We start from the raw sequence: 25,864 nt of genomic DNA on the forward strand, positions 1-25,864 counted from the left end.
CCGACTCCATCATCCAGGGATGGATGCCTCCAGCACGAAAGTGCCTTACGGGGCCGGCAACGGCCCCTTTCTTTCGCTTCGAAGAGTTCCATGAACGACTCCCCCAGCACCGCCGTACGCACCTGGCTGAAAGGCTTCCGCCCCCTGACCCTGAACGCTCAACCGCGCGACTGCCTGCGCGCCGGACTCGGTGCCTGCATCGGCGCGCTCGCCGCGGTATTCGCCTGCCAGGCGTTGTTCGGCAGCGAACTGGCGCTGCGCCTGGCAGCGCCGCTCGGCGCATCCGCCGTACTACTGTTCGCCCTCGCCTCCAGCCCCCTGGCGCAACCCTGGTCGATGTTCGGCGGCAACCTGGTCGCCGCCCTGGCCGGCGGTCTCAGCGCCTACTGGTTCGGACACGATCTGGCCCCGGCCCTGGTCGGCATGGCCCTCGGCATGCTGCTGATGTTCGCCCTGCGCTGCCTGCATCCGCCGAGCTGCGCGCTGGCCCTGAGCGTGGCCCTCAACCCATCCCTGAGCGAACTCGGCATCGACGTGGTCTGGCCGATCCTGCTCTCCACCCTGGTGCTGATCGGCTGCGCGCTGCTCTACAACAACCTGATGCGCTCTCCCTACCCGCGCCCCTACCAGCCGCCGCGGGCCAATCTCCATGGCACCCGCGACCTGGCGCCGAGCGCGCGGACGGACTTCTCCGCCCGGGACCTGGACCAGGCGCTGCAGGACTTCGGCGAATACGTCGACATCACCCGCGACGACCTCGAGCGACTGATCCACCATACCGAGCGCTACGCCTTGCGCCGGCGCATGGGCGAGCTGACCGCGGCACGGATCATGTCCCGCGACGTGCAGACCGCCAGCACCGAGACCTTCATCGACGACGCCTGGAAGCAGTTGCAGGAACACCGCCTGAAGGCCCTGCCGGTGCTCGACGAGCATCGGCGGCTGGCCGGCATCGTCACCCAGAGCGACCTGCTCAAGCACTTCCGCCCCGACGGCAGCCCGTTCAAGCGCCTGCGCTTCCTGCGCGGGACCAAGCTGAAGACGATCATGACCACCCCGGTGGTCTGCGTACAGGCCGACACCCACGCCGTCGAGCTGGTCTCGCTGCTATCCGACGAAGGCCTGCACTGCCTGCCGGTGCTCAACGAAGCCGGCTACCTGGTCGGCATCGTCAGCCAGACCGACCTGATCGCCGCGCTCTACCGCAACTGGCTGCAGCACCTGGGCCAGGCCGATCAGATCACGTAGTCCCAGCGCTGCGACCAGTCGCTGTCCTCGCGGACCACTTCGCGCAGCAACTGGAACGCATGGCGCAGGGTCGGCGACAGGCGCTCGCGGGAGTACACCAGGTAGGTCGGGTAGGCGAACTCCGGCGCCTGCTCGACCCGTTGCAGGGTGCCGCCATCCAGGTAGCTGCTCACCACCCGGGTACGGAAATAGCCGCTACCGCCGTTCTGCATGATGTACTGCAGGGCCAGCGGACCGAGGTTGCAGGCCAGCGCGGCCTTGGCCCGGTCCGGCAGCGCGGCATCGTGCTGGCTGCGGAAATCCGGGCCCCAGTCGACATAGAGATAAGGCTCCGCGGATACCACGGAACGCACCATCACCAGCTTTTCCTCCAGCAACTGCTCGACCTGCAGCCCCGGCCAGTATTCCGGCTGGTAGACCAGCGCGGCATCCAGCGCGCCCTGCTCCAGTTGCTTGAGCAGGTCGGCGCCCTGGCCGATCTCGACCCGCACGGCGTGGCCGGGAATCGCCTCGCGCAGGCGCCGCATCCAGTTCAGCAGCAACGGATTGCACAGGCTGACCTCGCCACCGAGGTTGAGCAGGTTGCGGAAGCCGTCCGGCAGCGGCAGGTCGCGTCGCGCCGCATCCCAGGTCTGCACCAGTTGGCTGGCGTAGCCGAGGAAGTGCTCGCCGTCGGCGGTCAGGCGCGCGCCCGCGCGGTTGCGCACGAACAGCCGGCAGCCGAGTTGCCCTTCGAGGTTCTGGATGCGCGCGGTGACGGCGGTCTGGGTCAGGTGCAGGCGTTCCGCGGCAGCGACGAAGCTACCGCTGCGGGCGATCTCCAGGAAGGTACGGGCGAGGTCGATATCCATGCGAAGCGGTCCGCTGCCACAGGTGGGCCGCCATTCTAGGCTGTGCAGGCGCGGGCGGCGAGCGCAAGGCGGCCTGGCCGCGCTCCTGGAAATCTGCGACAAAACACCGCGCCTAACCGCTTCGGCACGCCTAAACCCTTCGAAAAAGCGACAACCTGTTGCACAAACGCGCCACGCCGTGACTTTTTCGCTTTCGAAAGCATCAGTTAGCGTGACCGAACACGGTGGAGCCGGGAAGCGCCACCCATGTTCCACACAGACATGAACGAGAGAGACCGACTCCCATGAACGCTACGCTCCGTTTCAACGAGGCTTTGCTGATCACCGGGCGCGCCTTCCAGCCATACCAGTGCGTTGCCTGGTCCGAGCTAGGCAGTGACGGCGGCCTGAGCCTGTCCGTAGTCGATCGCACCGGCACCCGCCTGCTGGGCCGTGCGCGCATTCCGAGCTCCGCCTACTCCGATCCGGAGCAGCTTGCCGGCCTGCTGCAACAGGCACGCGAAGAACTCAGCCACAACGGCTACAACCTGCAGGACTGGAGTATGCCCAGCCAAGGCTGAGCCGCTCCATACGACGAAAGGCGCCCACGGGCGCCTTTTTTCGTTTCCTCTATTCGAGGCGGTCGTGCTGCCGGAACGCCACGCGCACCGCGTTGCGCCCTGCATCCTTGGCCTCGTAGAGCGCGCGATCGGCCTCGCGATAGAGCGCGTCCAGGCCCATGCCTGAGGTCGAATAGGCCACCCCCAGGCTGATGGTCAGGCAGGGGCCGGCGCTGGAGCCCAGGTGCTCGATGTCCAGCGCCTCCACCGCCTGCCGCAGGCGCTCGGCGATGGCCAGGGTGTTGCCCTCCTCGCTGTCGTAGAGCAACACGGCGAACTCCTCCCCGCCCAGGCGCGCGGCGATATCCAGCGGCCGCCGCGCGCCCTGCCGGAGCACGACGCCAAGCTGGCGCAGGGCGGCATCGCCGGCCGGATGCCCGTAGTGGTCGTTGTAGGCCTTGAAGTCGTCGACATCCACCAGGATCAGCGCCACCCCCTTTTCTTCGCGGGCGCCCTGCTCCAGGGCCCGCTGGGCGAGCAGCTCGTAGTAGCGTCGGTTGACCAGGCCGGTGAGGCTGTCCTGTTCGGCCATCATGCCCAGCAGCCGCCGGCCGAGGAACTGCTCGCGCTGGGCGTAGTCCTGCAGGTACAGGGCGAACGAACAGATCAGCACCACCAGGCCGTTGTAGAGCGTATTCAGCAGGTTGGTGCGCAGGTTCTCTTCGCCGCCGAAGAGCAGGAATACCGCCAGGTTCAGGGCCAGGCACAGCAACGCCAGGCGCACGCAGGCCCAGAACGCCAGGCCGAGTGGGAAGAACACCGCGAGGATGCCCAGGGTCGCGCCCAACTGGGTGAAGCGCGGCACCCCATGCCACTCGAACAGCACGTCGCAGGCCAGCACCGCCAGGTTGATCAGCAGCAGGCAGTAGGGCGCGATGGCATCGCCGACCTTGCGCAGGCTGGGCAGGAAGGCCGCCGGCCAGACCACCAGCAGCAGGCCGATCATTCCCAGGCGCACGCCCAGCAGTTGCTCGAACAGGTTGGGATGCAGGCGGATGTCCACCATCAACCAGTCGGCCACGATGAACAGCGTCCAGATCAGGAACGCCACCCCGATGGCAGCACGCCGCTGCATCAGCGAGTTCCAGCTGAGAAACTCGCGAAACTCGTTTTCCAGCTCCTTTTCGAACCGCAACCAACGAAAACCGTTGCGCAACTGGCGCGCATACGGATTATCCGGCAGACCAGCCTGTACCAGGCCGTCGCGTGCAAGCATGCTGACTCCCCTACCTCGGACCGAACGCTGGAACAGGCCTGGACGACAATACCCTGGCACCTCTACAGCGATGAGTCAAAAAGCCATCACCCGTTACCAGACAATAGGGCATGCGGCGTGCCGAGGCGATACCAGCCATCGGCGCAGCGGGACGCCCCGGCGAGCGAATGGCAAGATCCGTGGGCCAACTGGCATTGCGGCCAGGTCCGAAGGACGCCAGACTGCCGCCATCGCCATGAGGTCATGCCATGCCCGAACCACGCCTGATTGCCTGCCTGATCTATCCCGACGTGATGAGCCTGGACGTGACCGGACCGCTGCAGGTATTCGCCTCGGCCAACGTCGAACGCCAGCGCCAGGGTCTGCCGCCTTTCTACCGGATACAGGTGCTCGGCGAGCGTAGCGAAGCGGTGCCCAGTTCCGCGGGCATCCGCATCTGCGCCGACCTCGCCTGGCGCGACTGTCCGCCGGAAAGCCTGGACACCCTGTTGGTGCCCGGCGGCCTCGGTGTCGAGGCGCAGACCCGCAACGCCGACCTGCTCGCCTGGCTGAAAGCCGCCGAACCGCGCATACGGCGGCTCGGCTCGGTGTGTTCGGGAGCGCTGATCCTGGCCGCCGCCGGGGTTCTCGACGGGCACCCAGCGACCACCCACTGGGCCGACGTGGCGACGCTGCGCCAGGGGTTTCCCGGCGTCCATGTGCAAGGCGACCGCCTGCACACCTACGACCCGCAGTGCCGCGACGGCGACGCCCACATCTTCACCTCGGCCGGCGTCACGGCGGGAATCGACCTGGCCCTGGCGCTGGTCGAGGCCGACCTCGGCCGCAGCCTGGCGCTCAGCGTCGCGCGACGCCTGGTGATGTTCCTCAAGCGTCCTGGCGGCCAGGCCCAGTTCAGCGCCTGGCTGACCCCGGAACCGAGCCGCACCCCGCGCCTGGCCGCGCTGCTGGAGTGGATTCCCGCCAACCTCGCCGGCGACCTGTCCCTGGAAGCCCTCGCCGACCGGGCCTGCATGAGCCCGCGTACGCTGTCCCGGGTATTTCTCCAGGAACTGGGCGTGGCGCCCGGTCGCTACGTCGAGCGGGTTCGCCTGGAGGCCGCGCGCGCCCTGCTGCAGGACGCCCAGGCATCGATCGCTACGGTGTCCCGGCTGTGCGGCTTCGGCCATCCGGAAAACCTCCGGCGGACGTTCCACAAGCATCTTTCGGTCAGCCCCCAGGAATACGCCGAACGCTTCGGCATGCTGGCCTGACGCTCCCACCGAGGACCTTCCCATGCTGGAACTGCGCCCCAACTGCGAGTGCTGCGACCGCGACCTGCCCGGCGACAGCGGCGACGCGCTGATCTGCACCTTCGAGTGCACCTTCTGCCGCGACTGCGCGACGGTCCGCCTGGGCGGCCAGTGCCCGAACTGCGGCGGCGAACTGCTGGCCCGGCCAAGGCGTCCGCGGGATGCGCTGGCCCGTCAGCCCGCCTCCAGCCGACGCGTCGTCAGGCCCGGCGGTTGTCCGGAGTGACGCCATGCTGCTACGCAACCCGACCCTGCTCCTGCTGTTCTGCGGCCAGGCCCTGTACTGGTCCTGTTCGCTGATCGGCATAACACTGACCGCGCTGGTCGGCGTCCAGCTGGCGCCGTTGAACAGCCTGGCCACCCTGCCCCTGGCCCTGCTGGTGCTGGGCAACCTGCTGGCGGTGCAGCCGTTGTCGCACTTCATGCAGCGCCACGGCCGACGTCCCGGGCTGATGCTCGGCGCCGGCGGCGGCGTGCTCGGCGGCCTGGTCTGCGCCGCCGGCGTCTGGACTGGCGATTTCCTCTGGTTCTGTCTCGGCGCGCTGGGCATCGGGGTCTACCAGGCCTCGGCCATGTACTACCGGTTCGCCGCGCTGGAGGCGGTGGATGCCGGGCGGAAAGGCCGCGCCAGCGCCTACGTGCTCGCCGGCGGGGTACTCGCCGCGCTGCTGGCGCCGAGCCTGGCGCTGTGGTCGCGCAACGCGCTGGCCCAGCCCTTCGTCGGCGCCTATCTGCTGATCGCCGTGCTGGCCCTCGCCGGCCTGCTGCTGATGGCCCTGCTCCGCGAAGGCCAGGCGCCACGCCCGGCACGGCTCGCCTGGCGCGACATAGGCGGCCTGTTGCGGCGGCCGGTGGTCCGCGCGGCCATCGCCTGCACCGCGGCCGGACACGGGTTGATGATCCTGATCATGAACGCCACGCCGCTGGCCATGAGCTTCTGCGGCCTGCCGCTGGAACAGTCGAGTCGGGTCATCCAGTGGCACGTGCTGGGAATGTTCCTTCCGGCGTTCTTCGCCGGAGCGCTGGTCGACCGCATCGGCAACCGTCGCGTCGCCCTGCTCGGCGCGTTCCTGCTCGCCGCAAGTGCCGGCATCGCCCTGGGCGGGCAGTCGGTCATGCATTTTCTGCTCAGTTCGCTGGCCCTGGGCAGCGGCTGGAACCTGATGCTCATCGCCGGCACCACCCTGCTCGGCGAGGGCCACGCCGAAAGCGAGCGCGGCGCCGCACAAGGATTGATGGAGCAAGGCAACAGCCTGGTGGCGGCGCTGATGTCGTTCGGCTCCGGCGCCCTGATCACCAGCCTTGGCTGGAACGCGGTGAACCTGCTGGTCTGGCCGGCGCTGCTGGTGGCGCTGGCACTGCTCTGGCCGGTACGGCGAACGCGGACGCTGTCGCGCTGAAACGCCGGCAACGAAAAAGGCGACCTTGCGGTCGCCTCTTCTGCTTTACGGAAACGCCTCAGTAGTAGGCGTTCTCCTTGTTGCTGTGGTCGGTCACGTCGCGCACGCCCTTCAGTTCGGGAATACGCTCGATCAGGGTCTTCTCGACGCCATCCTTGAGGGTCATGTCGACCATCCCGCAGCCCTGGCAACCACCGCCGAAACGCAACACGGCGATGTTGTCCTCGACCACGTCGACCAGGCTCACCTGTCCGCCGTGGCTGGCCAGGCCGGGATTGATCTCGGTCTGCAGGTAGTAGTTGATGCGTTCGGTGATCGGGCTGTCCTCGTTGACCATCGGCACCTTGGCGTTCGGCGCCTTGATGGTCAACTGGCCGCCCATGCGGTCGGTGGCGTAGTCCACCACCGCGTCTTCGAGGAAGGGCTCGCTGACCGCATCGATCCAGGCAGTGAAGTCCTTCAGGGCGATGGCGGTGTCCTCGACCTTTTCCTCGCCCGGCTTACAGTAGGCGATGCAGGTTTCCGCGTACTGGGTACCCGGCTGGGTGATGAAGATACGAATGCCGATACCCGGGGTGCTCTGCTTCTCCAGCAACTCGGCCAGATACGCTTGGGCAGCTTCGGTAATGGTGATGGCGCTCATGGCAACTCCTCGCAAATATGCCGACAGTTTACGCCAATCGGTACTTGCGGATAAAGCCCTAGTAAATTAGTAGGAATAATTCGCGATAACCGACCCACCCCTTGTGGAGCGGGTCGCGAGACTCAGAGGTTCTCGTAGCGGTTCATGTCCAGTGCGCCCGCCTCGACCGGCTCGGTTTCGCGGAGGTACGCCTCGAGATCGTGGAAGTAGCTCCAGAACCGCGGATTGCTGCGGCGCACGCCCCAGCGTTCGACCACCTTGTCGAAGTCCTCGCTACTCTTCGCCGCCTCCAGGGCGCCGACGAAGGCCTCGGCATCCGTCGCCGGCAGATCGAACATGAAGTTCGGATAGCTGGACAGCACGCCCGGGTAGATCGTCAGGGTGTCCAGGCCCGGCTGGTAGCGCAGCGACTCGCCGAGCATGAAGGCGACATTGCTGTGCGCGCGGTTGCGCAGCACGGTATAGACCTCGCGCTTGCCGCTGGACGCACGTATCCGCAGCATGGTCGCCTCGGGGAAGCGCTCGATGACCTTGAGGCCGGCCGCCGGCCGGCTGACCAGGCGACTGAAGGCCTGCTCGGCGTCCTGCAGTTCGCGGTCGATGCCCGGTCGATAGCAGTTGCCGTCCAGGCAGCGGTTGATCGGGTCGGGACGCGCATTGAGGTCGCCGTAGCGACGCAGCAGTTCTTCGGCAAAGGCCTTCTTCGGCTGCTTCTCCGGCAATCCCAGCGCGCTCGGCGTGTCGTCGTCGAAGGCCTGGTAGTCCATCCACATCTTCAGCTTGCCGCTGTTCTGGTACCAATCGTCGAGCAACGGCTGGCGCGCGTCGACCGGCATCAGGCGGAGGAAGTTCTGCTCGGCGCCGTTGCGGATCAGGTCGAAGTACAGCCGCGTCTGCGCCTGGTGCGAGACGTTACCGAAGACATCGAAGTTCACCACCAGCCCGTAGTAGGTTCGCTCGAACAGCGGGTAGTCCATCAGCCACAGGGTCTGCGGTACCTCGCCAAGCAGGCCCTTGCGCACCGAGGCGCTGTCGAACTGGCGGAAGATGCTCAGCAGGGCGTTGTCGTTGCCGTGCCAGATCGTGTTCCAGGTCGGCGGCGGCGCGTCGGCGTAGACGTCCTGGCGCAGGTCTTCGTACTCGTTGCGCTTGTCCCGGTAGGCGCTCCACAGGCCGAGCAGGTTCTTCAGCTCGTCGATCTGCCCCGGCAAGGCCAGCAGCGGCTCGCTCTGCGCGCGGAAGTTGGCGTCGGTGACGAACAGGTCCTGCTCGGGGTCCTGGAATACCACCCAGAAGTTGTCGCGGATCACGTCGGTGGCGATCTGTCCACGGCACACCGGCCCGCGGATGAAGGTACGGGTGAAGTACTCGGCGTTGTCCAGCATGAACTGGTAGCGCGCCCGTGGCGGGATCGCGGCGAAGGTGACGAACGGGTTGGCGCGGCTCTGCACGCCGTAGCCGGGAACCTTGTCGGTGTTCCACTGGGTGCCGAAGAACAGCTCCTGGACGCGTTCCAGCTTCTTCGCCGTCAGCGGATAGGTGATGTGCGTCTTGTGGACGATCACGCCCTGGATCGGCCAGAGGCGGTAATAGAAGCTGTTGCCCGGATCGTCGTTGGGACGCCGGGTCGGGATCGGGTCGATCGGCTGGCCGCTGGGCGTGCGTGAACGCACCAGCTGGAAGAAGTGGCCGGGCGCGCCCTGTTCCGGGAAATACAGGTGCGCCAGGAACAGGTGCTCGTAGAGCCAGCGCGAGACCAGGCTCTGCTTGGCCCCAGACTGGTTGAGGAAACGCTCCCAGCTGGCCACCTGGCGCGCCTCGGCGGCGGTCGGCCGCAACGGCTGCTGGTCGACCGGGGCGCCCGCGGCCAGCCACTTCTGCAAAGTGGCGTATTCGTCGTCGCTCAGCCCGGCCACCGCGAAAGGCATGCCGGAACCTGGGTTCTTGCGGATGAACGCATCGATGCTGGCCGGCGTCGGGCACTGGTTGGCGCGGTTGATCGAAATGTCCAGGCCTTCGGGGATCTTCGCATTCGGCTGCAACGGCTGGCTGTGGCCAAGCTCGAGCATCCGCGCCATCAGTGCGGCCTGGCCGTCCTGCGGTTCGAGCACCGACCAGAAGTCCTTGCGCCGCCAGGCGTCGGCACCGTGCGCATCGAGGTACAGGCGGGTGGTTTCCTGCGCCTTGGTCCGCGTGCCGTCGTAGACCGGCAGTTGGTTGGCGCCGCGCTGCGCGCCCTCGGCGCTGCTCAGGTTGAGCTGGCAGGGCGAATCGTAGCAGGCGTGGCAGGCGACGCACTTGGCGGTAAAGATCGGCTGGACGTCACGGCTATAGGAAATTTCAGCAGCGGAAACAGACTGGATAAAAGACGACAAAACGAAGGCCAACCCAACCAACGGTCTTGGCAACATGAACCACTCCTCACTCGGCGACGGGCGATTCTAGCAAACCCGCCTCTCTGCGCCGCACTTTCACAACGGCGGGCGAACTCGCCCCGGGCCTGAGCCGCCATTTCGCCAGCATTCCACCGGCTTCGGCCGCCACGTATGCTAGCCGGGCTCCCAGGCCCGCCCTGGCGATCAAGGACGATGACTTCGAGGAAACAGGGATATGTTTCGACTCGCCGCGCCCCATCCGCGCCGGTTCGCGTGCGCCCCACGTCCCCTCTTCGCCGCTTTCCGCCTGCTGTCGCCAGGCGGCGCTTCCGTTCGCGCCCGGCGCGGCCTGGTCCATCCTTTCGCCGCCCTGGCGGCCCAACGGAGAACCCGCCCCATGAAACTGCTCGCCGGCAGCTTCGCCGCTCTCTTCCTGAGCCTTTCGGCCCAGGCGGCGGACTGTACTTTCACCCAGCTGGAAATCGTGCCCCAGTTCGGCTCGCCGAACATGTTCGGCGGCGAGGACGAGCACGTCCGCGTGATGTTCAGCAACGAGGATCCCAACGACGACAACCCCGATGCCTTTCCCGAACCGCCGGTCTACCTGGCCGACCGCGACAGCGGCAACGATTGCCGCATAGAGGACGGCGGCATCTGGTCGCGCGGCGGCGTGTTCCTGAGCCAGGACGGTCGGCGCGTGCTGATGCATGAATTCAGCGGCTCCAGCGCCGAGCTGGTGTCCTACGACAGCGCCACCTGCAAGGTGGTGCACCGCGAGGACATCTCCGGCCAGCGCTGGGCGGTGGACAAGGACGGGCTGCGCCTGGGAGAGAAATGCTCGGGCGAATCCGTCGACAGCTGCGCGAAGATCGTGAAGCGTTCGCTCACGCCGTTCTGCCAGACCGCAAAGAAATGATCCGGGCCGGAGCGCCCCTTATCGACACGCATAGGTGATACATGGACAGTCTCGATCAATGCATCGTCAACGCCTGCAAGAACAGCTGGGACAAGAGCTACCTGGCCGGCACCCCGAACAAGGACAACTGTTCCGGCTTCGTCCAGTCGGTGGCCGCCGAGCTGGGCGTACCGATGCCCCGCGGCAACGCCAACGCCATGGTCGACGGCCTGGAGCAGAGCTGGACCAAGCTCGCCTCCGGCGCCGAGGCCGCGCAGAAGGCGGCCCAGGGCTTCCTGGTGATCGCCGGCCTGAAGGGCCGCACCTACGGGCACGTCGCGGTGGTCATCAGCGGTCCGCTGTATCGGCAGAAGTACCCGATGTGCTGGTGCGGCAGCATCGCCGGCGCGGTCGGCCAGAGCCAGGGCCTGAAGTCGGTCGGCCAGGTATGGAATCGCACCGACCGCGACCGCCTCAACTACTACGTCTACTCCCTGGCCAGTTGCAGCCTGCCCAGGGCCAGTTGATTCAGGCCGTGCTGCGAATGAGCCAGACTCATTCGCAGCACGATTCCCCACGAGCATCCCGACCCCACTCGCCCGCCCCTTCGCCGCCCGCCTGCGCACTCCGACCTCCGCATTCCGCCCGTATGCTGCGACAAAACGGCGCCAGGGGCTTTTCCGGCCCGCGGATGAACATCTTTCAACTTGAATGAAATTCATGGTCCAGCCACCCCCGGTCGGAAAGCCCCTGCCTTTGTTATGCTTTTCACCTTTCCGCCCACTGACGCCAGGTCCATCCATGTCCAGCCCGCTCACCGATCGCAGCGCCCGCCTGCAAGCCCTCCAGCACGCCCTCAGGGAACGTATCCTGATCCTCGATGGCGGCATGGGCACCATGATCCAGAGCTACAAGCTGGAAGAAGCCGACTACCGCGGCGAGCGCTTCGCCGACTGGCCGAGCGACGTGAAAGGCAACAACGACCTCTTGCTGCTCAGCCGCCCGGACGTGATCCAGGCCATCGAGAAGGCCTACCTCGACGCCGGCGCCGACATCCTCGAGACCAATACCTTCAACGCCACCCAGGTGTCCCAGGCCGACTACGGCATGCAGTCGCTGGCCTACGAACTCAACGTCGAAGGGGCGCGCCTGGCCCGCCAGGTGGCGGACGCGAAGACCGCCGAGACCCCGGACAAGCCGCGCTTCGTCGCCGGCGTGCTCGGCCCGACCAGCCGCACCTGCTCGATTTCCCCGGACGTGAACAACCCCGGCTACCGCAACGTCACCTTCGACGAACTGGTGGAGAACTACGTCGAGGCGACCCGCGGCCTGATCGAAGGCGGCGCCGACCTGATCCTGATCGAGACCATCTTCGACACCCTCAACGCCAAGGCGGCGATCTTCGCCGTCCAGGGCGTGTTCGAGGAACTCGGCGTGGAGCTGCCGATCATGATCTCCGGGACCATCACCGACGCCTCCGGCCGCACCCTGTCGGGCCAGACCACCGAGGCCTTCTGGAACTCGGTGCGGCATGCCCGGCCGATCTCGGTAGGCCTGAACTGCGCCCTCGGCGCCAAGGAATTGCGGCCGTACATCGAGGAACTGTCGACCAAGGCCGACACCCATGTCTCGGCCCACCCCAACGCCGGCCTGCCGAACGCCTTCGGCGAATACGACGAATCGCCGGCGGAAATGGCCGTGGTGGTCGAGGAATTCGCCGCCGCCGGCTTCCTCAATATCGTCGGCGGCTGCTGCGGCACCACCCCGGCGCACATCGAGGCGATCGCCAAGGCGGTGGCCAAGTACCCGCCGCGGGCCATCCCGGAGATTCCCCGGGCCTGCCGCCTGTCCGGCCTGGAGCCGTTCACCATCGACCGCAGCTCGCTGTTCGTCAACGTCGGCGAGCGCACCAACATCACCGGCTCGGCCAAGTTCGCCCGGCTGATCCGCGAGGAAAACTACGCGGAAGCCCTCGAGGTCGCCCAGCAGCAGGTGGAAGCCGGCGCCCAGGTGATCGACATCAACATGGACGAAGGCATGCTGGACTCGAAGGCGGCCATGGTCACCTTCCTCAACCTGATCGCCTCCGAGCCCGACATCTCGCGCGTGCCGATCATGATCGACTCCTCCAAGTGGGAAGTGATCGAGGCCGGCCTGAAGTGCATCCAGGGCAAGGGCATCGTCAACTCGATCTCGATGAAGGAAGGCGTCGAGGCCTTCAAGCACCATGCCCGCCTGTGCAAGCGCTACGGCGCCGCGGTGGTGGTGATGGCCTTCGACGAGGACGGCCAGGCCGACACCCAGGCGCGCAAGGAAGAAATCTGCAAGCGCTCCTACGACATCCTGGTCGACGAAGTCGGCTTCCCACCGGAAGACATCATCTTCGATGCGAACATCTTCGCCATCGCCACCGGCATCGAGGAACACAACAACTACGCGGTCGATTTCATCAACGCCTGCGCCTACATCCGCGACAACCTCCCCTACGCCCTCAGCTCGGGCGGGGTGTCCAACGTGTCCTTCTCGTTCCGCGGCAACAACCCGGTACGCGAGGCGATCCACTCGGTGTTCCTCTACTACGCGATCCGCAACGGCCTGACCATGGGCATCGTCAACGCCGGCCAGCTGGAAATCTACGACGAGATCCCGAAGGCGCTGCGCGACCGGGTCGAGGACGTGGTGCTCAACCGCACGCCCGAGGCCACCGAGGCCCTGCTGGCGATCGCCGACGACTACAAGGGCGGCGGCGCGGTCAAGGAGGCCGAGGACGAGGAATGGCGCAGCTACAGCGTCGAGAAGCGCCTCGAGCATGCGCTGGTCAAGGGCATCACCACCTGGATCGTCGAGGACACCGAGGAATGCCGCCAGCAGTGCGCGCGCCCCATCGAGGTCATCGAAGGTCCGCTGATGTCCGGGATGAACGTGGTCGGCGACCTGTTCGGCGCCGGCAAGATGTTCCTCCCGCAGGTGGTCAAGTCCGCGCGAGTGATGAAGCAGGCGGTGGCCCACCTGATTCCCTTCATCGAAGCGGAGAAAGGCGACAAGCCGGAAGCCAAGGGCAAGATCCTGATGGCCACGGTGAAGGGCGACGTGCACGACATCGGCAAGAACATCGTCGGCGTGGTGCTCGGCTGCAACGGCTATGACGTGGTCGACCTCGGCGTGATGGTGCCGGCGGAGAAGATCCTGCAGACCGCCATCGCCGAGAAATGCGACATCATCGGCCTGTCTGGCCTGATCACGCCGTCGCTGGACGAGATGGTCCACGTCGCCAAGGAAATGCAGCGGCAGAATTTCCAGTTGCCGCTGATGATCGGCGGCGCCACCACCTCGAAGGCGCATACCGCGGTGAAGATCGATCCGCAGTACAGCAACGACGCGGTGGTCTACGTCACCGACGCCTCGCGCGCGGTAGGCGTGGCCACCAGCCTGCTGTCCAAGGAGCTGAAGGCCGACTACGTGGCCCGCACCCGCGCCGACTACGCGGTGGTCCGCGAACGTACGGCCAACCGCAGCGCCCGCACCGAGCGGCTGAGCTACGAACAGGCGATCGCCAACAAGCCGGCGTTCGACTGGGCCGGCTACCAGGCTCCGACGCCTTCCTTCACCGGCGTCAGGGTGCTCGACGAGATCGACCTCGCGGTGCTCGCCGAGTACATCGACTGGACGCCGTTCTTCATTTCCTGGGACCTGGCCGGCAAGTACCCGCGCATCCTCACCGACGAGGTGGTCGGCGAGGCCGCCACCGCGTTGTTCAACGACGCCCAGGCGATGCTGAAGAAGCTGATCGACGAGAAGCTGATCAAGGCCCGCGCGGTGTTCGGCTTCTGGCCGGCCAACCAGGTCGAGCACGACGACCTGGAGGTCTACGGCGCCGATGGCGAGACCCTCGCCACCCTGCACCACCTGCGCCAGCAGACGATCAAGCCGGACGGCAAGCCGAACCTGTCGCTGGCCGATTTCGTCGCGCCGAAGGAAAGCGGCGTGCGCGACTACATCGGCGGCTTCATCACCACCGCCGGGATCGGCGCCGAGGAAGTGGCCAAGGCGTACGAAGCCAAGGGCGACGACTACAACAGCATCATGGTCAAGGCGCTCGCCGACCGCCTCGCCGAAGCCTGCGCCGAGTGGCTGCACGAGCGGGTGCGCAAGGAGTACTGGGGCTACGCCCGCGACGAGCACCTCGACAACGAGGCCTTGATCAAGGAGCAATACGTCGGCATCCGCCCGGCACCGGGCTACCCGGCCTGCCCCGACCATACCGAGAAAGGCACCCTGTTCGAACTGCTCGATCCGCAGGGCCTGTCCGGCGTCAGCCTGACCGAGCACTACGCGATGTTCCCGGCCGCGGCGGTCAGCGGTTGGTATTTCGCCCACCCGCAGGCGCAGTACTTCGCGGTCGGCAAGATCGACAAGGACCAGGTGGAACGCTACAGCCAGCGCAAGGGCCAGGAAGCCAGCGTCAGCGAGCGCTGGCTGGCGCCGAACCTTGGCTACGATGACTGACCAGGAAGGCGACGATGAAATTCCTCACTCCCGAGCAGATGGAAAAGCCGCGCAAGCGCCGCCTGCGCAAGAAACTGCGCCTGGGCGAGTTCCAGGAGTTCGGCTTCAGCTTCGAACTGACCTACGACCGCAGCGCCCTCTCCCACGACGATGCGCTGGACCATCTGATCGACTTCGTCGAGGCCCAGGGCTGGGTGTTCGGCGGTGGCGGCTCGCCGGAACAGGCGGAGATCAGCGGCTACCTGTGCCTGGCGCGGGTCGGCAGCCTGGACGAGGCGGACCGGGAAAGCGCCCGCCTGTGGCTGGAAGCCCAACCCTGGTGCAAGACCTTCGAGGTCGGCCCGTTGAGCGACTGCTGGCACAACTTCTTCGAGTGAAACCGGCGCCGGCATGACCTGGCCTGGCCTGGCGCCAGCAGGCGCGAAGCTGCGACCTACACCCGGATCAGGCGCGGTTCATGCCCCGTGTGGGCGAGAAAGGCCAGCAGGTCTGCGTAGCGGATGCACTCGGTGGCGGTATTCACCAACGGGTGGAAACCGAGCAACTGGTCCTGGCGAATGGCATCGTCGAGCAACACCTCGACCCTGTGCCGCGGATCGTTGACCAGCGCGAAAGGCGTCACGCAGCCCAGTTCGACGCCGAGGTATTCGCGCAGGCGCTCGACCGAGGCGAACGACAGGCGGCTTTCGCCGATCTGTTCGGCGATGCCCGGCAGGTCGGCCTCCTTGCGCTCGTCGAGCAGCACCAGGTAGTGGCGAGTACCCTTGCGGTTGCGCAGGAACAGGTTCTTGATGCCCTGGTCGGGCAATTCGATGCCCTGCGCGTAATATTCCTCGATGGAGGCGATCGCCGGATGCTCGACCCGCTGGCTGTCGATGGCCAGCTCGCGGAGCAACGCCAGAAGCGCCTGCTCGTCCATTTTCGCACTCATGGGACGCGCGCCCTCAGGTGAACTGCGAACCGGAACGGCGCACGAACTTGATCGACCACTTGAAGTTCGGCTTGCGCGTCACGCTGATCGGGCGCCGGGTCACGGTATCGATGGTGATGTTCCAGAACCCGGTGCTGGGCACCTTGATCTTCGCCGGGAAGCGGTCGAAGGCGCCGCCATGGTAGCTATGCCGCCCGCCATTCTTGAAACTGCGGAAATTGGCGTCGTTCATCAGGCGGATATTGCATTGCTGCGAACACTCGATGACCACGATGTCGTCTTCGTTGAGGTGTTCGCGCTGGTGGACGAATTTCATGGAACGGTTCCGTTGCTGCGGTGGAGCGGAGCGCAACGATAGCACGTCGGCGCCGGCCATACCGCCTCATGACGGGCAATGGTAGGATGCGCGCCCCATGCGTAGCCAAGACCTCCACCAGCGCCTCGCCGATCTCGGCGCCAAGCCCCTGCATTGCGGGAGGATCGTCCGCGCCTGGCTGCAGGGCCGCGCCCTCGATGCCTGCACCGCCCGCCAGCCGGCCGAGGACTTCCTGCCGCTGGGCGTACGCCACGGTCTGCCCCAGGTCGCCGCGGAACTGGAAGGCATCGCCCGCCTGCACAGCGAGCATCCGGCGAGCGACGGCTCGTCGCGCCTGCTGGTGGAACTGGCCGACCGGCAGATGGTGGAAAGCGTGCTGCTGCCGCGCGGTGGGCTGTGCGTCTCGACCCAGGTCGGCTGCGCGGTCGGCTGCGTGTTCTGCATGACCGGCCGCAGCGGCCTGCTGCGCCAGGTCGGCAGCCTGGAGATGGTCGCCCAGGTGGTCCTGGCGCGGCGTCGGCGAGCGGTGAAGAAAGTGGTGTTCATGGGCATGGGCGAGCCGGCGCACAACCTCGACAACGTCCTCGAAGCCATCGACCTGCTCGGCACCGATGGCGGCATCGGCCACAAGAACCTGGTGTTCTCCACCGTCGGCGATCCCCGCGTGTTCGAGCGCCTGCCCCGGCAACGGGTGAAGCCCGCCCTCGCCTTGTCCCTGCACAGCACCCGCGCCGAACTGCGCCGGCAACTGTTGCCCAAGGCGCCGCCGCTGAGCCCGGAAGAACTGGTGGAAGCCGGCGAGGCCTACGCCCGCCGGGTCGACTATCCGATCCAGTACCAATGGACCCTGCTCGAAGGGATCAACGACAGCCTGGAGGAAATGGACGGCATCCTGCGCCTGCTCAAAGGCCGCTTCGCGGTAATGAACCTGATCCCCTACAACAGCATGGACGGCGACGCCTACCGGCGCCCGAGCGGGGAGCGGATCGTCGAGCTGGTGCGCTACCTGCACAGCCGCGGCGTGCTGACCAAGGTGCGCAACTCGGCCGGCCAGGACATCGACGGCGGCTGCGGGCAACTGCGCGCCAGGGCCACGCAGGGCACGGCGGAACGGCGCATCCCCGCCCGCCAGGCCTGAAGCCACCCTCCTCCCGCCAAGGGTCTAGACTCTCAGGGCAGGTATGGAAAAGGGAGGACCACCGATGGGTATCGAGACGGAAGAACCGAACCAGAAGCCGCCGACCTTCTGGCAGATGCTGCACAGCGTGATGGCTGCCGCCTTCGGCGTACAGAGCGGGCGAAACCGCGCCCGCGACTTCAGCCACGGCAAGCCCGTGCACTTCATCATGCTGGGCCTGCTCTTCACCCTGGTGTTCGTGCTGTTGCTGGCCGGGATCGTGAAACTGGTGCTGAGCCTCAGCGGCCTGTGACCTCTGCGCCGCCGAGGCGGGCTTTCACTGGTGGCTGACCCAGAACACCGCGGTAGCCACCACCAGCAGGATCAGGACGAAGGCCGCGCGGGCGTCGACCACGCTGTCGCGGTTTTCCTGGGTTTTGCTCGGCTCGCTCATGACTCCCCCTGTTTCTTGTGGGTATCGGGACGAAGACATCGAAAGGCACCCTCCAGTTAAGACCAGCGCCGCCCATCGCTCAAGAAAGGCGCCGTTGCGAAGCGGTTATGCTTGCCTGGCGACTTAGTCTTTTCGGTTCTTACCATATACTCAAACATCACTTTTACGCATAAATATGAACTGGTATCGTGCGCCCACTCCGCGTGGAGCGCGTAGCCGTGCGCGCTGGTTAACGCAGTAAGCCGCATAGCCTGACAGCAGGAATATTCATGTACGTATACGACGAGTACGACCAACGGATCGTCGAGGACCGCGTCAAGCAGTTCCGCGACCAGACCCGCCGTTACCTGGCGGGTGAATTGACCGGTGAGGAGTTCCGCCCGCTGCGCCTGCAGAACGGTCTCTATATCCAGCGCTATGCCCCGATGCTGCGCATCGCCGTTCCCTATGGCCTGCTCTCCTCGCGCCAACTGCGCAAGCTGGCGCAGATCGCCCGCGACTACGACAAGGGCTACGCCCACATCAGCACCCGGCAGAACGTGCAGTTCAACTGGCCGGAGCTGGAAGACGTGCCGGAAATCCTCGCCGAACTGGCCACCGTGCAGATGCACGCGATCCAGACCAGCGGCAACTGCATCCGCAACACCACCACCGACCAGTTCGCCGGCGTCGCCCGCGACGAGCTGGTGGACCCGCGCCCCTGGTGCGAGATCATCCGCCAATGGTCGACCTTCCACCCCGAGTTCGCCCACCTGCCGCGCAAGTTCAAGATCGCGGTGAACGGCGCGGTGAGCGACCGTGCCGCCATCGAGGTGCACGACATCGGCCTGGAGGCGGTGAAGAACGAGGCCGGCCAGCTCGGCTTCCGCGTCTCGGTCGGCGGCGGCCTGGGCCGGACCCCGATCGTCGGCAGCTTCATCAACGAATTCCTGCCCTGGCAGCACCTGCTCGGCTACCTGGATGCCATCCTGCGCGTCTACAACCGCTATGGCCGGCGCGACAACAAGTACAAGGCGCGGATCAAGATCCTGGTCAAGGCGCTGACCCCGGAAGTCTTCGCCGAGCGCGTCGAGGCCGAATGGGCCAACCTCAAGGACGGACCGAGCACCCTCACCGAGGCGGAAGTCCAGCGCGTCGCCGCGCATTTCGTCGATCCGGCCTACAAGGCCCTCAACGACCTCGATGAATCCCTCGCCCGGCTCGACGCGGAGCACCCCGGCTTCGCCCGCTGGCGCGCACGCAACACCTTCGCCCACAAGAAGCCCGGCTACGTCGCCGTGACGCTCTCGCTGAAGCCCACCGGCACCGCGCCGGGAGACGTCACCGACAAACAGCTGGAGGCCATCGCCGATCTCGCCGACCGCTACAGCTTCGGCGAGGTGCGCAACAGCCATAACCAGAACATCATTCTCGCCGACGTCGAGCAGGGCGAACTCTTCGCCCTCTGGGGCGAACTGCGCGAACTGGGCTTCGCCACCCCCAACGTCGGCCTGCTGACCGACATCATCTGCTGCCCGGGCGGTGACTTCTGCTCCCTGGCCAACGCCAAGTCGATCCCGATCGCCGAGGCCATCCAGCGCCGCTTCGACAACCTCGACTACCTGTTCGACATCGGCGACATCGACCTGAACATCTCCGGCTGCATGAACGCCTGCGGCCATCACCATGTCGGCCACATCGGCATCCTCGGGGTCGACAAGAAAGGCGCGGAGTTCTACCAGGTCTCCCTCGGCGGCAGCTCGGCGCGCGACGCCAGCCTCGGGCAGATCCTCGGCCCGTCCTTCGCCCAGGAGCAGATGGCCGACGTGATCGACAAGATCATCCAGGTCTACGTGGAACGCCGGACCGAGGAAGAACCCTTCATCGACACCTTCCGCCGTATCGGTATCGACCCGTTCAAGGAGCGCGTATATGCAGCGAATCATTAAGGACCGCCAGGTGGTCGACGACCGCTGGCACTTGCTGCCCAAGGACGCGACCCTGGAAAGCGTGCCCAACAGCGACGACGTGATCATCCCGCTGGCCCTGTGGCTCGAGCACGGCCCGGCCCTGCGCGGCCGCGACGGTGGCCTGGGGGTCTGGCTGGACGCGGACGAGGAGCCGGAAAGCATCGCCGGTGACCTCGACAGGTTCCAGGTGATCGCGGTGAACTTCCCCGCCTTTACCGATGGCCGCGGCTTCAGCAGCGCGCGCCTGCTGCGCGAGCGCTACGGCTACAAGGGCGAGATCCGCGCGATCGGCGACGTGCTGCGCGACCAGCTGTTCTTCATGCGCCGCTGCGGCTTCGACGCCTACGCCATCCGTGCCGACCGCAGCCCGGAAGACGCCCTGGCCAGCCTGGACGACTTCAGCGAGGTCTACCAGACCTCGGTGGAGCAGCCGCTGCCGCTGTTCCGCCGCCGCGGCTGAACCCGGCCCTGACGAAAAAGCCCCGCAGCCGCGGGGCTTTTTCGTTCCCGAGGCCACGGACGCCTCAGGCCGCGCGCACGCTGTCCCAGGCCACCTGCGCCAGCAGTTCGCGACAGTCGGCCAACGCCACCCGGGTTCGCCCGGCCAGCCACTGGCGGGCAAGGTCGTGGGCCGGGCCGATCACCACCGAAGCAAAGCAGTCGTCCGGCATCTCGCGGAACAGGCCCTCGGCCCGATATCCCGCCAGCGCCGCATGGATCCGCGCGAAGTGGGCCTGGTTGTCGGCCCGCAGGCGCTCGCCCAACTCCCCCGCCTCTACCCGCCCGCGGCTGTGCAGGATGAAGCGTGCCCAGTCAGGATTCGCCACGACCCAGTCGATATAGCTGGTGACCAGCAACCTGACCGTTTCCTCGGCGCTGCGCGCCCTGGCGAAGCCGGCTTCGAGCAACGCCGCGTACTGGCCGATCCCGGCCAGGTACAGTTCGCCATGGATGCGTTCCTTGTTGCCGAAATGGTGGTAGAGGCTACCGATGCTCGCTCCGGAACGGTCGCGGATCATCTCGATGGTGGTGGCGTCTACGCCATGCTCGCTGAAGCAGGCCAGGGCGGCCTGGAGAATCTCGTCTTTGCGGGAAGAACGGCCCATGTCGGTCCTTGTCGATAATCGTCGAAACGCTGACTAGAATATTTTTCTAGAATAAATTTCTAACCTTCGTATACTGCCCCGGTGCGCACACATCTTCAATCCTGAAACGCCCGGAGTTTTCCATGAGTCAGATGATGCAGATGTACCAGCAGGTCGGCCCGGCTCAGTTCAGCGCCATGATCGGCCAGTTCGCACCCTATTTCGCCAGCATCGCCCCGCAGTTCGTCGAACTGCGTCCCGGCTATGCCGAAGTCACCTTCCCCAAGCGCCGCGAGGTGCTGAACCATATCGGCACGGTGCATGCCATCGCCCTGTGCAATGCCGCCGAACTGGCCGCCGGGACCATGACCGACGCCTCGATTCCCGCCGGCCATCGCTGGATTCCGCGCGGCATGACCGTCGAGTACCTGGCCAAGGCCACTGGCGACGTGCGCGCGGTGGCCGACGGCAGCCAGATCGACTGGCAAGCCACCGGCAACCTGGTGGTGCCGGTGGTCGCCTATGTCGACGACAAGCCGGTATTCCGCGCCGAGATCACCATGTACGTCAGCCAGGCCTGACCGCCAAGGCACCCCGGCCGTGCTTTCGGCAGGCTGGAGCGCCCTGGCGGCCAGCTCTATTCTCGAAGCCATGAGCAGACCACGGAGACCGGCATGAACCCTCCGCAACCACGCCTCATCGATAACGGCAACGGCCATCCGCTGGCCAGCCATTGGTACCGGCCTGCCGGGGAGCCGCGCGGCTATCTCCTGATCGTCCCGGCGATGGGCGTGGAACAGCGGTTCTACGCGCCCTTCGCCGCCTGGCTGGCAGAGCGCGGCTACCTGGCCATCACCTTCGACTACCTGGGCATGGGGCAATCGCGCAACGGCTCGCTGCGCGGTCTCGAGGTCGATGTGCTGGGCTGGGCCCGTCATGACTGCAGCGCCATGCTCGCCGCCGCGCTCGCCGAGAGCGGGAGCAAACCCCTGTACTGGATCGGCCATAGCCTGGGCGGCCAGATCCTGCCTTTCGTCGAAGGGCGCGAGCGTATCGAGAGGGTCTTCAGCATCGCCAGCGGCAGTGACTACTGGAAGGAAAACAGCCCGCGGTTGCGCAACAAGGTCTGGTTGTTCTGGTACCTCGTCGCACCCCTGCTGACGCCGCTGCTCGGCTATTTTCCCGGGCGCCGCCTGGGCATGGTCGGCGACCTGCCGCGCGGGGTGATCGAACAATGGCGACGCTGGTGCCTGCATCCGCAGTACGCCCTCGCGGATGGCGAGGCTATCCGCCGCGCCTTCTCCGCCGTACGCACGCCCATCGTGTCGCTGTCGTTCACCGACGATGAAATGATGTCCCGACGCAGCATCGAGTCGCTGCTGGGCTTCTACCGCGAAGCGCCGAAAACCGCCTGGCGCATCGCTCCCGAGGAAATCGGCGCCCGCCACATCGGCCATTTCGGCTTCTTCCGGCCGCAGTTCGCCGAATCGCTATGGGCGGGCTACCTGTTGCCGGAGCTGGGCTCCGGCAACGCCCTCAGCCGAGGTTGACCAGCACCCGGCCGACCAGCTTGCCGGCGAGGATCTGGTTGATCGCCCCCGGCAGCTCTTCGAGGGCGATCTCGCGCGCCACCTCTTCGAGGTTGTCGAGCTTCCATTGCAGCGACAGCTTGTCCCACATGGATGCCTTGACCACCAGCGGCAGCTCCACCGAGTCCACCCCGAGCAGGTTGACCCCGCGCAGGATGAACGGCAGCACCGAGGCCTTGAAGCCGGCGCCGGCGGTCAGGCCGCAGCAGGCGACGCTGCCGCCGTACTGCAACGACTTGACCACGTTGAAGAGGATGTCGCCGCCGACGGTGTCCACCGCGCCGGCCCACTGTTCCTTGAGCAACGGCTTGTCGACGCCATCGGCCACGGTGGCGCGATCGAGGATCTGCTTGGCCCCCAGGCGGTTGAGGAACTCGGCCTGCTCCAGCTTGCCGGTGGCGGCCGCCACGGTGTAGCCGAGCTTGGCCAGCAGTTCCACGGCGATACTGCCGACCCCGCCGCTGGCGCCGGTGACCAGCACCGAGCCATGGTCGGGGCGCAGGCCGCTGCGCTCCAGCTTTTCGACGCAGAGCGCCGCGGTCAGGCCGGCGGTGCCGAGGATCATCGCCTCGCGCAGGCTCAGGCCTTGCGGGCGCTTGATCACCCAGGCCGCGGGCACGCGGATGTACTGGCCGAAACCGCCGGCGGTGTTCATGCCCAGGTCGTAGCCGGTGACGATCACCTCGTCGCCGGCCGCGAACTCGGCCACCGAGGACTCGGCGACCACACCGGCGGCATCGATGCCGGGGGTATGCGGGTACTTGCGGGTCACCCCGCGGTTGCCGCTGGCGGACAGCGCATCCTTGTAGTTCAGCGAGGAATACTGCACGCGGATCAGTACGTCGCCCGCCGGCAGGTCGCCGGTATCGCGCTCGACCACCTGCGTTTCGTAAACGCCGTGGGGCGCTTCCGTCACCCACAACGCCTTGAATACAGCCATTTCGACCTCCTCTCGTGAAAACCCTGAAGACAGCGTGTTCGTCCCTGTCGGCGCCGGCCTATTGCCAGAACTTCTGCTGGTTGAGCCGCCCCCACCAGGTCACCAGCACGCGGTCGATAACCACGCTGGCGGCCAGGCCGACGCGTTCCTGCAGGCTCTTGCGCTCGACGAATTGCACCTGGTAGACATCGCGCTCCCTGGCCTGCTCGGCCAGGTACTCGTCGCTGGTCTTGAGTTCGTCCACCAGCAGCTTGCCCAGTGCGGCCTGGCCCAGCCAGACCTCGCCGGTGGCGATCTCGTCCATGTTCAGTTGCGGCCGGTAGTGGGCCACGAAGTTCTTGAACAGTTCGTGGGTCACCTCCAGGTCCTCCTGGAACTTTTCCCGGCCCTTCTCGGTGTTCTCGCCGAATACCGTCAGCGTACGCTTGTATTCGCCAGCGGTAAGCACCTCGAAGTCAATATCGTGCTTCTTCAACAGCCGGTGGACGTTGGGCAACTGCGCCACCACGCCGATCGAGCCGAGGATGGCGAAGGGCGCGGAAAGGATCCGATCGCCGATGCAGGCCATCATGTAGCCGCCGCTGGCCGCCACCTTGTCGACGCACACGGTCAGCGGCACGCCGGCCTGGCGGATGCGCGCCAGTTGCGAGGCCGCCAGGCCGTAGCCATGGACCATGCCACCGCCGCTTTCCAGGCGCAGCACCACCTCGTCGTCCTTGCCCGCCATGCTCAGCACCGCAGTCACTTCGTGGCGCAGTTGCTCGGTAGCCGAGGCCTTGATGTCGCCGTCGAAATCGAGCACGTAGACCCGCGACTTCTGTTCAGGATGTTTCTTCGCCTGCTTCGCCGCCTTGCTCTCCTCCTTGCGCAAGGCCTTGAGGCTGGCCTTGTCGAGGACGCTGTGACGGACCCGCTCGCGCAGGTCCTTGTAGAAATCGTTGAGTTTCTGCACGTCGAGGTGCCCGCCTGCGCCGCGCCGGCCGCGGCCGCGCAGGGCGACGATCACCACCAGCACCACGATGATCGCCGCCAGCACGGTCACGGTCCTGGCCAGAAAGCCCGCATATTCGGCAATGAACTCCACACAACCCCCTCTCTATTGTTGACGCACCCGTCTACGGGCGACACGATTGCGCAAGCATACCCAGGCCACCGACGGGCGGCCAGCGATGCCACTGCCTGGAGAGCCTTTGCAGGGCGCGCCCGGAGCAGCCGATAAAGGCAGCGAATGACATTCAAACAAGCGTATGTTTTTTCGTTGACAGCCCTGGGTGATCCTCATACCCTCGCGGAACTTTCACCCGCCGAGGTCCGCCCGTGGGCAGCATCTACCTGATTCGACATGGCCAGGCGTCGTTCGGTGCCGACGACTACGACGTGCTGTCGCCGACCGGCATCCGCCAGGCGGAAATCCTCGGCGACCACCTGCTGAACCTCGGCGTCCGTTTCGACCGCGTCCTCAGCGGCGGCTTGCGCCGCCAGCAGCACACCGCCCGCGCCGCCCTCGAACGCCTGGAGTCCTCCGGGCTGGCCACGCCGGAGCTGGAAGTCGATCCGGCGTTCAACGAATTCGAAGCCGACGCGGTGATCCGCGCGCACCTGCCGGACCTGCTCGAGGAGCAGCCGGAAGCCTTGCACATCCTTCGCCATGCGGCCGAGCATCGGGCCGAGTTCCAGCGCCTGTTCTCCACCATCATCGCGCGCTGGGTTTCCGGCAACCATGAGAAAGATGGGCTGGAAAGCTGGCAGGAATTCCTCGATAAGGTCCATGACGGTCTTCGTCGTCTGCTGGCGCAGGCCAGCGGCAAGGACAGGGTCGCCGTGTTTACCTCCGGCGGTACCATTACCGCCCTGCTCCAACTGATCGTCGGCGTTCCGCCGCTCAAGGCCTTCGAGCTGAACTGGCAGATCGTCAATACCTCGCTGACTCGCCTGAGATTCCGCGGCGAGGAAGTGTCCCTGGCTTCCTTCAACAGTCACGTGCACCTGGAACTGTTGAAGGCGCCGGAACTCATCACCTATCGATGAGCCGGCCTACCGCGACCGTTCCGGTCGCCGAAAAAACCCTAGAAGAAAGGAATAGAACCCATGACCACCGTTGCTGACATCGTCTCCACCATGAAAAGCAAGTTCAACGCCAGCGCGGCCGCCGGCCTGGATCTGGTGTTCCAGTTCAACATCGAAGACGGCGACAACCACTACCTGATCGTCAAGGACGGTACCTGCGAAGTGGTACAGGGCGACGCCGAGAACCCCAACGTCACCCTGATCATGGACAGCGAAACCCTGAAGGGCATCACCAGCGGCGAGACCGACGGCATGCAGGCCTTCATGGCCGGCAAGCTGCGCGCCGAAGGCGACATGATGCTGGCGATGAAGCTGGGCGAACTGTTCCCGGTCTGACCGTTTCCGGCGCCATGCCAGAAGGAAAACCGGAGTCCCTCGCGGCTCCGGTTTT

At 66.1% G+C, this 25,864-nt stretch carries 26 protein-coding genes; 17 read left to right on the forward strand and 9 right to left on the reverse strand.

Translation table 11 applies throughout. The features are described 5' to 3' along the window. The first annotated feature begins 90 nt into the window (after positions 1-90). On the forward strand, positions 91-1,248 hold the full coding sequence (locus VQ067_RS16600; RefSeq protein ID WP_317951587.1) for an HPP family protein: 1,158 nt from the start codon (positions 91-93) through the stop codon (positions 1,246-1,248). Here VQ067_RS16600 and VQ067_RS16605 read toward each other — a convergent pair. Further along, positions 1,236-2,099, reverse strand: a complete 864-nt coding sequence (locus tag VQ067_RS16605; RefSeq protein ID WP_003108721.1) for a LysR family transcriptional regulator — start codon at positions 2,097-2,099, stop codon at positions 1,236-1,238. The two genes, VQ067_RS16600 and VQ067_RS16605, sit on opposite strands and share 13 nt — an antisense overlap. A 284-nt stretch (positions 2,100-2,383) precedes the next feature. Between VQ067_RS16605 and VQ067_RS16610 the strand changes: the two genes are divergently transcribed. Next, positions 2,384-2,659, forward strand: a complete 276-nt coding sequence (locus tag VQ067_RS16610) for a hypothetical protein (protein WP_003098204.1) — start codon at positions 2,384-2,386, stop codon at positions 2,657-2,659. Between the two features lie 49 nt (positions 2,660-2,708). Here the strand turns inward: VQ067_RS16610 and VQ067_RS16615 are convergent, their stop codons facing one another. Further along, positions 2,709-3,914, reverse strand: coding sequence for a GGDEF domain-containing protein (locus tag VQ067_RS16615; protein ID WP_033991656.1), 1,206 nt, complete (start codon positions 3,912-3,914; stop codon positions 2,709-2,711). A gap of 248 nt (positions 3,915-4,162) precedes the next feature. Here VQ067_RS16615 and VQ067_RS16620 point away from each other — a divergent pair, with 248 nt between their 5' ends. Genes VQ067_RS16620 through VQ067_RS16630 form a run of 3 tightly spaced genes read left to right on the forward strand, consistent with a single transcriptional unit; the run spans position 4,163 to position 6,606 of the window. Further along, the gene (locus VQ067_RS16620) at positions 4,163-5,167 is read left to right on the forward strand and encodes a GlxA family transcriptional regulator (RefSeq protein WP_003088040.1); all 1,005 of its coding nucleotides are present in this window, start codon (positions 4,163-4,165) and stop codon (positions 5,165-5,167) included. Between the two features lie 22 nt (positions 5,168-5,189). Next, on the forward strand, positions 5,190-5,432 hold the full coding sequence (locus VQ067_RS16625; protein WP_016253551.1) for a DUF1272 domain-containing protein: 243 nt from the start codon (positions 5,190-5,192) through the stop codon (positions 5,430-5,432). 4 nt (positions 5,433-5,436) lie between these two features. Continuing rightward, a complete protein-coding gene (locus tag VQ067_RS16630; protein ID WP_003161607.1) occupies positions 5,437-6,606 on the forward strand; it encodes an MFS transporter in 1,170 nt (389 codons plus the stop codon). 58 nt (positions 6,607-6,664) lie between these two features. Here VQ067_RS16630 and nfuA read toward each other — a convergent pair whose 3' ends face one another. Together nfuA and VQ067_RS16640 are read right to left on the reverse strand one after the other, a co-directional pair. Continuing rightward, on the reverse strand, positions 6,665-7,249 hold the full coding sequence (gene nfuA / locus VQ067_RS16635; RefSeq protein WP_003088034.1) for a Fe-S biogenesis protein NfuA: 585 nt from the start codon (positions 7,247-7,249) through the stop codon (positions 6,665-6,667). A gap of 122 nt (positions 7,250-7,371) precedes the next feature. Then, positions 7,372-9,660: a fatty acid cis/trans isomerase gene (locus VQ067_RS16640; RefSeq protein WP_033991655.1), complete on the reverse strand. Its 2,289-nt coding sequence runs from the start codon at positions 9,658-9,660 to the stop codon at positions 7,372-7,374. Positions 9,661-10,021: 361 nt separating this feature from the next. On the opposite strand from VQ067_RS16640, the gene tsi1 reads away from it, so the two are divergent. The 4 genes from tsi1 (at position 10,022) to VQ067_RS16660 (ending at position 15,402) form a co-directional block, all read left to right on the forward strand. Beyond that, positions 10,022-10,540 carry a type IV secretion system immunity protein Tsi1 gene (gene tsi1, locus VQ067_RS16645; RefSeq protein WP_003088030.1) on the forward strand — a complete coding sequence of 173 codons (519 nt, stop codon included), beginning with the start codon at positions 10,022-10,024 and terminating at the stop codon, positions 10,538-10,540. Between the two features lie 41 nt (positions 10,541-10,581). Beyond that, positions 10,582-11,046: a type VI secretion system effector peptidoglycanhydrolase Tse1 gene (gene tse1 / locus VQ067_RS16650; protein ID WP_003088027.1), complete on the forward strand. Its 465-nt coding sequence runs from the start codon at positions 10,582-10,584 to the stop codon at positions 11,044-11,046. 274 nt (positions 11,047-11,320) lie between these two features. Beyond that, positions 11,321-15,025: a methionine synthase gene (gene metH / locus VQ067_RS16655; protein WP_033990400.1), complete on the forward strand. Its 3,705-nt coding sequence runs from the start codon at positions 11,321-11,323 to the stop codon at positions 15,023-15,025. 14 nt (positions 15,026-15,039) lie between these two features. Beyond that, on the forward strand, positions 15,040-15,402 hold the full coding sequence (locus VQ067_RS16660; RefSeq protein ID WP_003108731.1) for a YggL 50S ribosome-binding family protein: 363 nt from the start codon (positions 15,040-15,042) through the stop codon (positions 15,400-15,402). Positions 15,403-15,458: 56 nt separating this feature from the next. On the opposite strand, the gene VQ067_RS16665 is transcribed toward VQ067_RS16660, so the two are convergent. Both VQ067_RS16665 and VQ067_RS16670 read right to left on the reverse strand, forming a co-directional pair. Continuing rightward, positions 15,459-15,956 carry a prolyl-tRNA synthetase associated domain-containing protein gene (locus VQ067_RS16665; RefSeq protein WP_003120234.1) on the reverse strand — a complete coding sequence of 166 codons (498 nt, stop codon included), beginning with the start codon at positions 15,954-15,956 and terminating at the stop codon, positions 15,459-15,461. Positions 15,957-15,969: 13 nt separating this feature from the next. After that, positions 15,970-16,332 carry a DUF1883 domain-containing protein gene (locus VQ067_RS16670; RefSeq protein ID WP_003122824.1) on the reverse strand — a complete coding sequence of 121 codons (363 nt, stop codon included), beginning with the start codon at positions 16,330-16,332 and terminating at the stop codon, positions 15,970-15,972. A gap of 37 nt (positions 16,333-16,369) precedes the next feature. Here VQ067_RS16670 and VQ067_RS16675 point away from each other — a divergent pair, with 37 nt between their 5' ends. From VQ067_RS16675 to VQ067_RS16690, 4 genes are all read left to right on the forward strand, one after another. Then, positions 16,370-17,410, forward strand: coding sequence for an RNA methyltransferase (locus tag VQ067_RS16675; RefSeq protein ID WP_004354839.1), 1,041 nt, complete (start codon positions 16,370-16,372; stop codon positions 17,408-17,410). Between the two features lie 64 nt (positions 17,411-17,474). Beyond that, complete coding sequence (locus VQ067_RS16680; RefSeq protein WP_003088007.1) at positions 17,475-17,702, forward strand: DUF2970 domain-containing protein; 228 nt, start codon at positions 17,475-17,477, stop codon at positions 17,700-17,702. Positions 17,703-18,112: 410 nt separating this feature from the next. Continuing rightward, positions 18,113-19,771: a nitrite/sulfite reductase gene (locus VQ067_RS16685; protein WP_033990398.1), complete on the forward strand. Its 1,659-nt coding sequence runs from the start codon at positions 18,113-18,115 to the stop codon at positions 19,769-19,771. Beyond that, positions 19,755-20,252: a DUF934 domain-containing protein gene (locus tag VQ067_RS16690; RefSeq protein ID WP_003088003.1), complete on the forward strand. Its 498-nt coding sequence runs from the start codon at positions 19,755-19,757 to the stop codon at positions 20,250-20,252. Before VQ067_RS16685 ends, VQ067_RS16690 begins: the two co-directional genes overlap by 17 nt. A 64-nt stretch (positions 20,253-20,316) precedes the next feature. Here VQ067_RS16690 and VQ067_RS16695 read toward each other — a convergent pair whose 3' ends face one another. Beyond that, entirely contained in the window at positions 20,317-20,898 is a 582-nt protein-coding gene (locus VQ067_RS16695; protein WP_003098179.1) for a TetR/AcrR family transcriptional regulator, read from the reverse strand. Between the two features lie 122 nt (positions 20,899-21,020). Here VQ067_RS16695 and VQ067_RS16700 point away from each other — a divergent pair, with 122 nt between their 5' ends. Next, complete coding sequence (locus VQ067_RS16700; protein ID WP_003098177.1) at positions 21,021-21,458, forward strand: hotdog fold domain-containing protein; 438 nt, start codon at positions 21,021-21,023, stop codon at positions 21,456-21,458. A gap of 93 nt (positions 21,459-21,551) precedes the next feature. Beyond that, on the forward strand, positions 21,552-22,427 hold the full coding sequence (locus tag VQ067_RS16705) for an alpha/beta hydrolase family protein (RefSeq protein ID WP_033990395.1): 876 nt from the start codon (positions 21,552-21,554) through the stop codon (positions 22,425-22,427). Here the strand turns inward: VQ067_RS16705 and VQ067_RS16710 are convergent. Both VQ067_RS16710 and sohB read right to left on the reverse strand, forming a co-directional pair. After that, positions 22,414-23,406, reverse strand: a complete 993-nt coding sequence (locus VQ067_RS16710) for a YhdH/YhfP family quinone oxidoreductase (protein ID WP_003087998.1) — start codon at positions 23,404-23,406, stop codon at positions 22,414-22,416. The two genes, VQ067_RS16705 and VQ067_RS16710, sit on opposite strands and share 14 nt — an antisense overlap. A 58-nt stretch (positions 23,407-23,464) precedes the next feature. Beyond that, entirely contained in the window at positions 23,465-24,490 is a 1,026-nt protein-coding gene (gene sohB / locus VQ067_RS16715) for a protease SohB (RefSeq protein WP_003087997.1), read from the reverse strand. A 233-nt stretch (positions 24,491-24,723) separates the two neighbouring features. Here sohB and VQ067_RS16720 point away from each other — a divergent pair, with 233 nt between their 5' ends. Then, positions 24,724-25,434: a histidine phosphatase family protein gene (locus VQ067_RS16720; protein ID WP_004349259.1), complete on the forward strand. Its 711-nt coding sequence runs from the start codon at positions 24,724-24,726 to the stop codon at positions 25,432-25,434. Between the two features lie 60 nt (positions 25,435-25,494). Then, positions 25,495-25,809, forward strand: a complete 315-nt coding sequence (locus VQ067_RS16725) for an SCP2 sterol-binding domain-containing protein (protein ID WP_033990392.1) — start codon at positions 25,495-25,497, stop codon at positions 25,807-25,809. Positions 25,810-25,864: the final 55 nt, after the last annotated feature.

Origin of the sequence: Pseudomonas sp. KBN12P06040 (assembly GCF_037574965.1) — a bacterium.
GTDB lineage: Bacteria > Pseudomonadota > Gammaproteobacteria > Pseudomonadales > Pseudomonadaceae > Pseudomonas > Pseudomonas aeruginosa.

What these genes read in the sequence shown, in the direction of transcription:
- VQ067_RS16600 (WP_317951587.1), top strand. Translation starts at nt 91, where the DNA reads ATGAACGACTCCCCCAGCACCGCCGTACGCACCTGGCTGAAAGGCTTC.
- VQ067_RS16605 (WP_003108721.1), bottom strand. Translation starts at nt 2,099, where the DNA reads ATGGATATCGACCTCGCCCGTACCTTCCTGGAGATCGCCCGCAGCGGT.
- VQ067_RS16610 (WP_003098204.1), top strand. Translation starts at nt 2,384, where the DNA reads ATGAACGCTACGCTCCGTTTCAACGAGGCTTTGCTGATCACCGGGCGC.
- VQ067_RS16615 (WP_033991656.1), bottom strand. Translation starts at nt 3,914, where the DNA reads ATGCTTGCACGCGACGGCCTGGTACAGGCTGGTCTGCCGGATAATCCG.
- VQ067_RS16620 (WP_003088040.1), top strand. Translation starts at nt 4,163, where the DNA reads ATGCCCGAACCACGCCTGATTGCCTGCCTGATCTATCCCGACGTGATG.
- VQ067_RS16625 (WP_016253551.1), top strand. Translation starts at nt 5,190, where the DNA reads ATGCTGGAACTGCGCCCCAACTGCGAGTGCTGCGACCGCGACCTGCCC.
- VQ067_RS16630 (WP_003161607.1), top strand. Translation starts at nt 5,437, where the DNA reads ATGCTGCTACGCAACCCGACCCTGCTCCTGCTGTTCTGCGGCCAGGCC.
- nfuA (WP_003088034.1), bottom strand. Translation starts at nt 7,249, where the DNA reads ATGAGCGCCATCACCATTACCGAAGCTGCCCAAGCGTATCTGGCCGAG.
- VQ067_RS16640 (WP_033991655.1), bottom strand. Translation starts at nt 9,660, where the DNA reads ATGTTGCCAAGACCGTTGGTTGGGTTGGCCTTCGTTTTGTCGTCTTTT.
- tsi1 (WP_003088030.1), top strand. Translation starts at nt 10,022, where the DNA reads ATGAAACTGCTCGCCGGCAGCTTCGCCGCTCTCTTCCTGAGCCTTTCG.
- tse1 (WP_003088027.1), top strand. Translation starts at nt 10,582, where the DNA reads ATGGACAGTCTCGATCAATGCATCGTCAACGCCTGCAAGAACAGCTGG.
- metH (WP_033990400.1), top strand. Translation starts at nt 11,321, where the DNA reads ATGTCCAGCCCGCTCACCGATCGCAGCGCCCGCCTGCAAGCCCTCCAG.
- VQ067_RS16660 (WP_003108731.1), top strand. Translation starts at nt 15,040, where the DNA reads ATGAAATTCCTCACTCCCGAGCAGATGGAAAAGCCGCGCAAGCGCCGC.
- VQ067_RS16665 (WP_003120234.1), bottom strand. Translation starts at nt 15,956, where the DNA reads ATGAGTGCGAAAATGGACGAGCAGGCGCTTCTGGCGTTGCTCCGCGAG.
- VQ067_RS16670 (WP_003122824.1), bottom strand. Translation starts at nt 16,332, where the DNA reads ATGGCCGGCGCCGACGTGCTATCGTTGCGCTCCGCTCCACCGCAGCAA.
- VQ067_RS16675 (WP_004354839.1), top strand. Translation starts at nt 16,370, where the DNA reads ATGCGTAGCCAAGACCTCCACCAGCGCCTCGCCGATCTCGGCGCCAAG.
- VQ067_RS16680 (WP_003088007.1), top strand. Translation starts at nt 17,475, where the DNA reads ATGGGTATCGAGACGGAAGAACCGAACCAGAAGCCGCCGACCTTCTGG.
- VQ067_RS16685 (WP_033990398.1), top strand. Translation starts at nt 18,113, where the DNA reads ATGTACGTATACGACGAGTACGACCAACGGATCGTCGAGGACCGCGTC.
- VQ067_RS16690 (WP_003088003.1), top strand. Translation starts at nt 19,755, where the DNA reads ATGCAGCGAATCATTAAGGACCGCCAGGTGGTCGACGACCGCTGGCAC.
- VQ067_RS16695 (WP_003098179.1), bottom strand. Translation starts at nt 20,898, where the DNA reads ATGGGCCGTTCTTCCCGCAAAGACGAGATTCTCCAGGCCGCCCTGGCC.
- VQ067_RS16700 (WP_003098177.1), top strand. Translation starts at nt 21,021, where the DNA reads ATGAGTCAGATGATGCAGATGTACCAGCAGGTCGGCCCGGCTCAGTTC.
- VQ067_RS16705 (WP_033990395.1), top strand. Translation starts at nt 21,552, where the DNA reads ATGAACCCTCCGCAACCACGCCTCATCGATAACGGCAACGGCCATCCG.
- VQ067_RS16710 (WP_003087998.1), bottom strand. Translation starts at nt 23,406, where the DNA reads ATGGCTGTATTCAAGGCGTTGTGGGTGACGGAAGCGCCCCACGGCGTT.
- VQ067_RS16725 (WP_033990392.1), top strand. Translation starts at nt 25,495, where the DNA reads ATGACCACCGTTGCTGACATCGTCTCCACCATGAAAAGCAAGTTCAAC.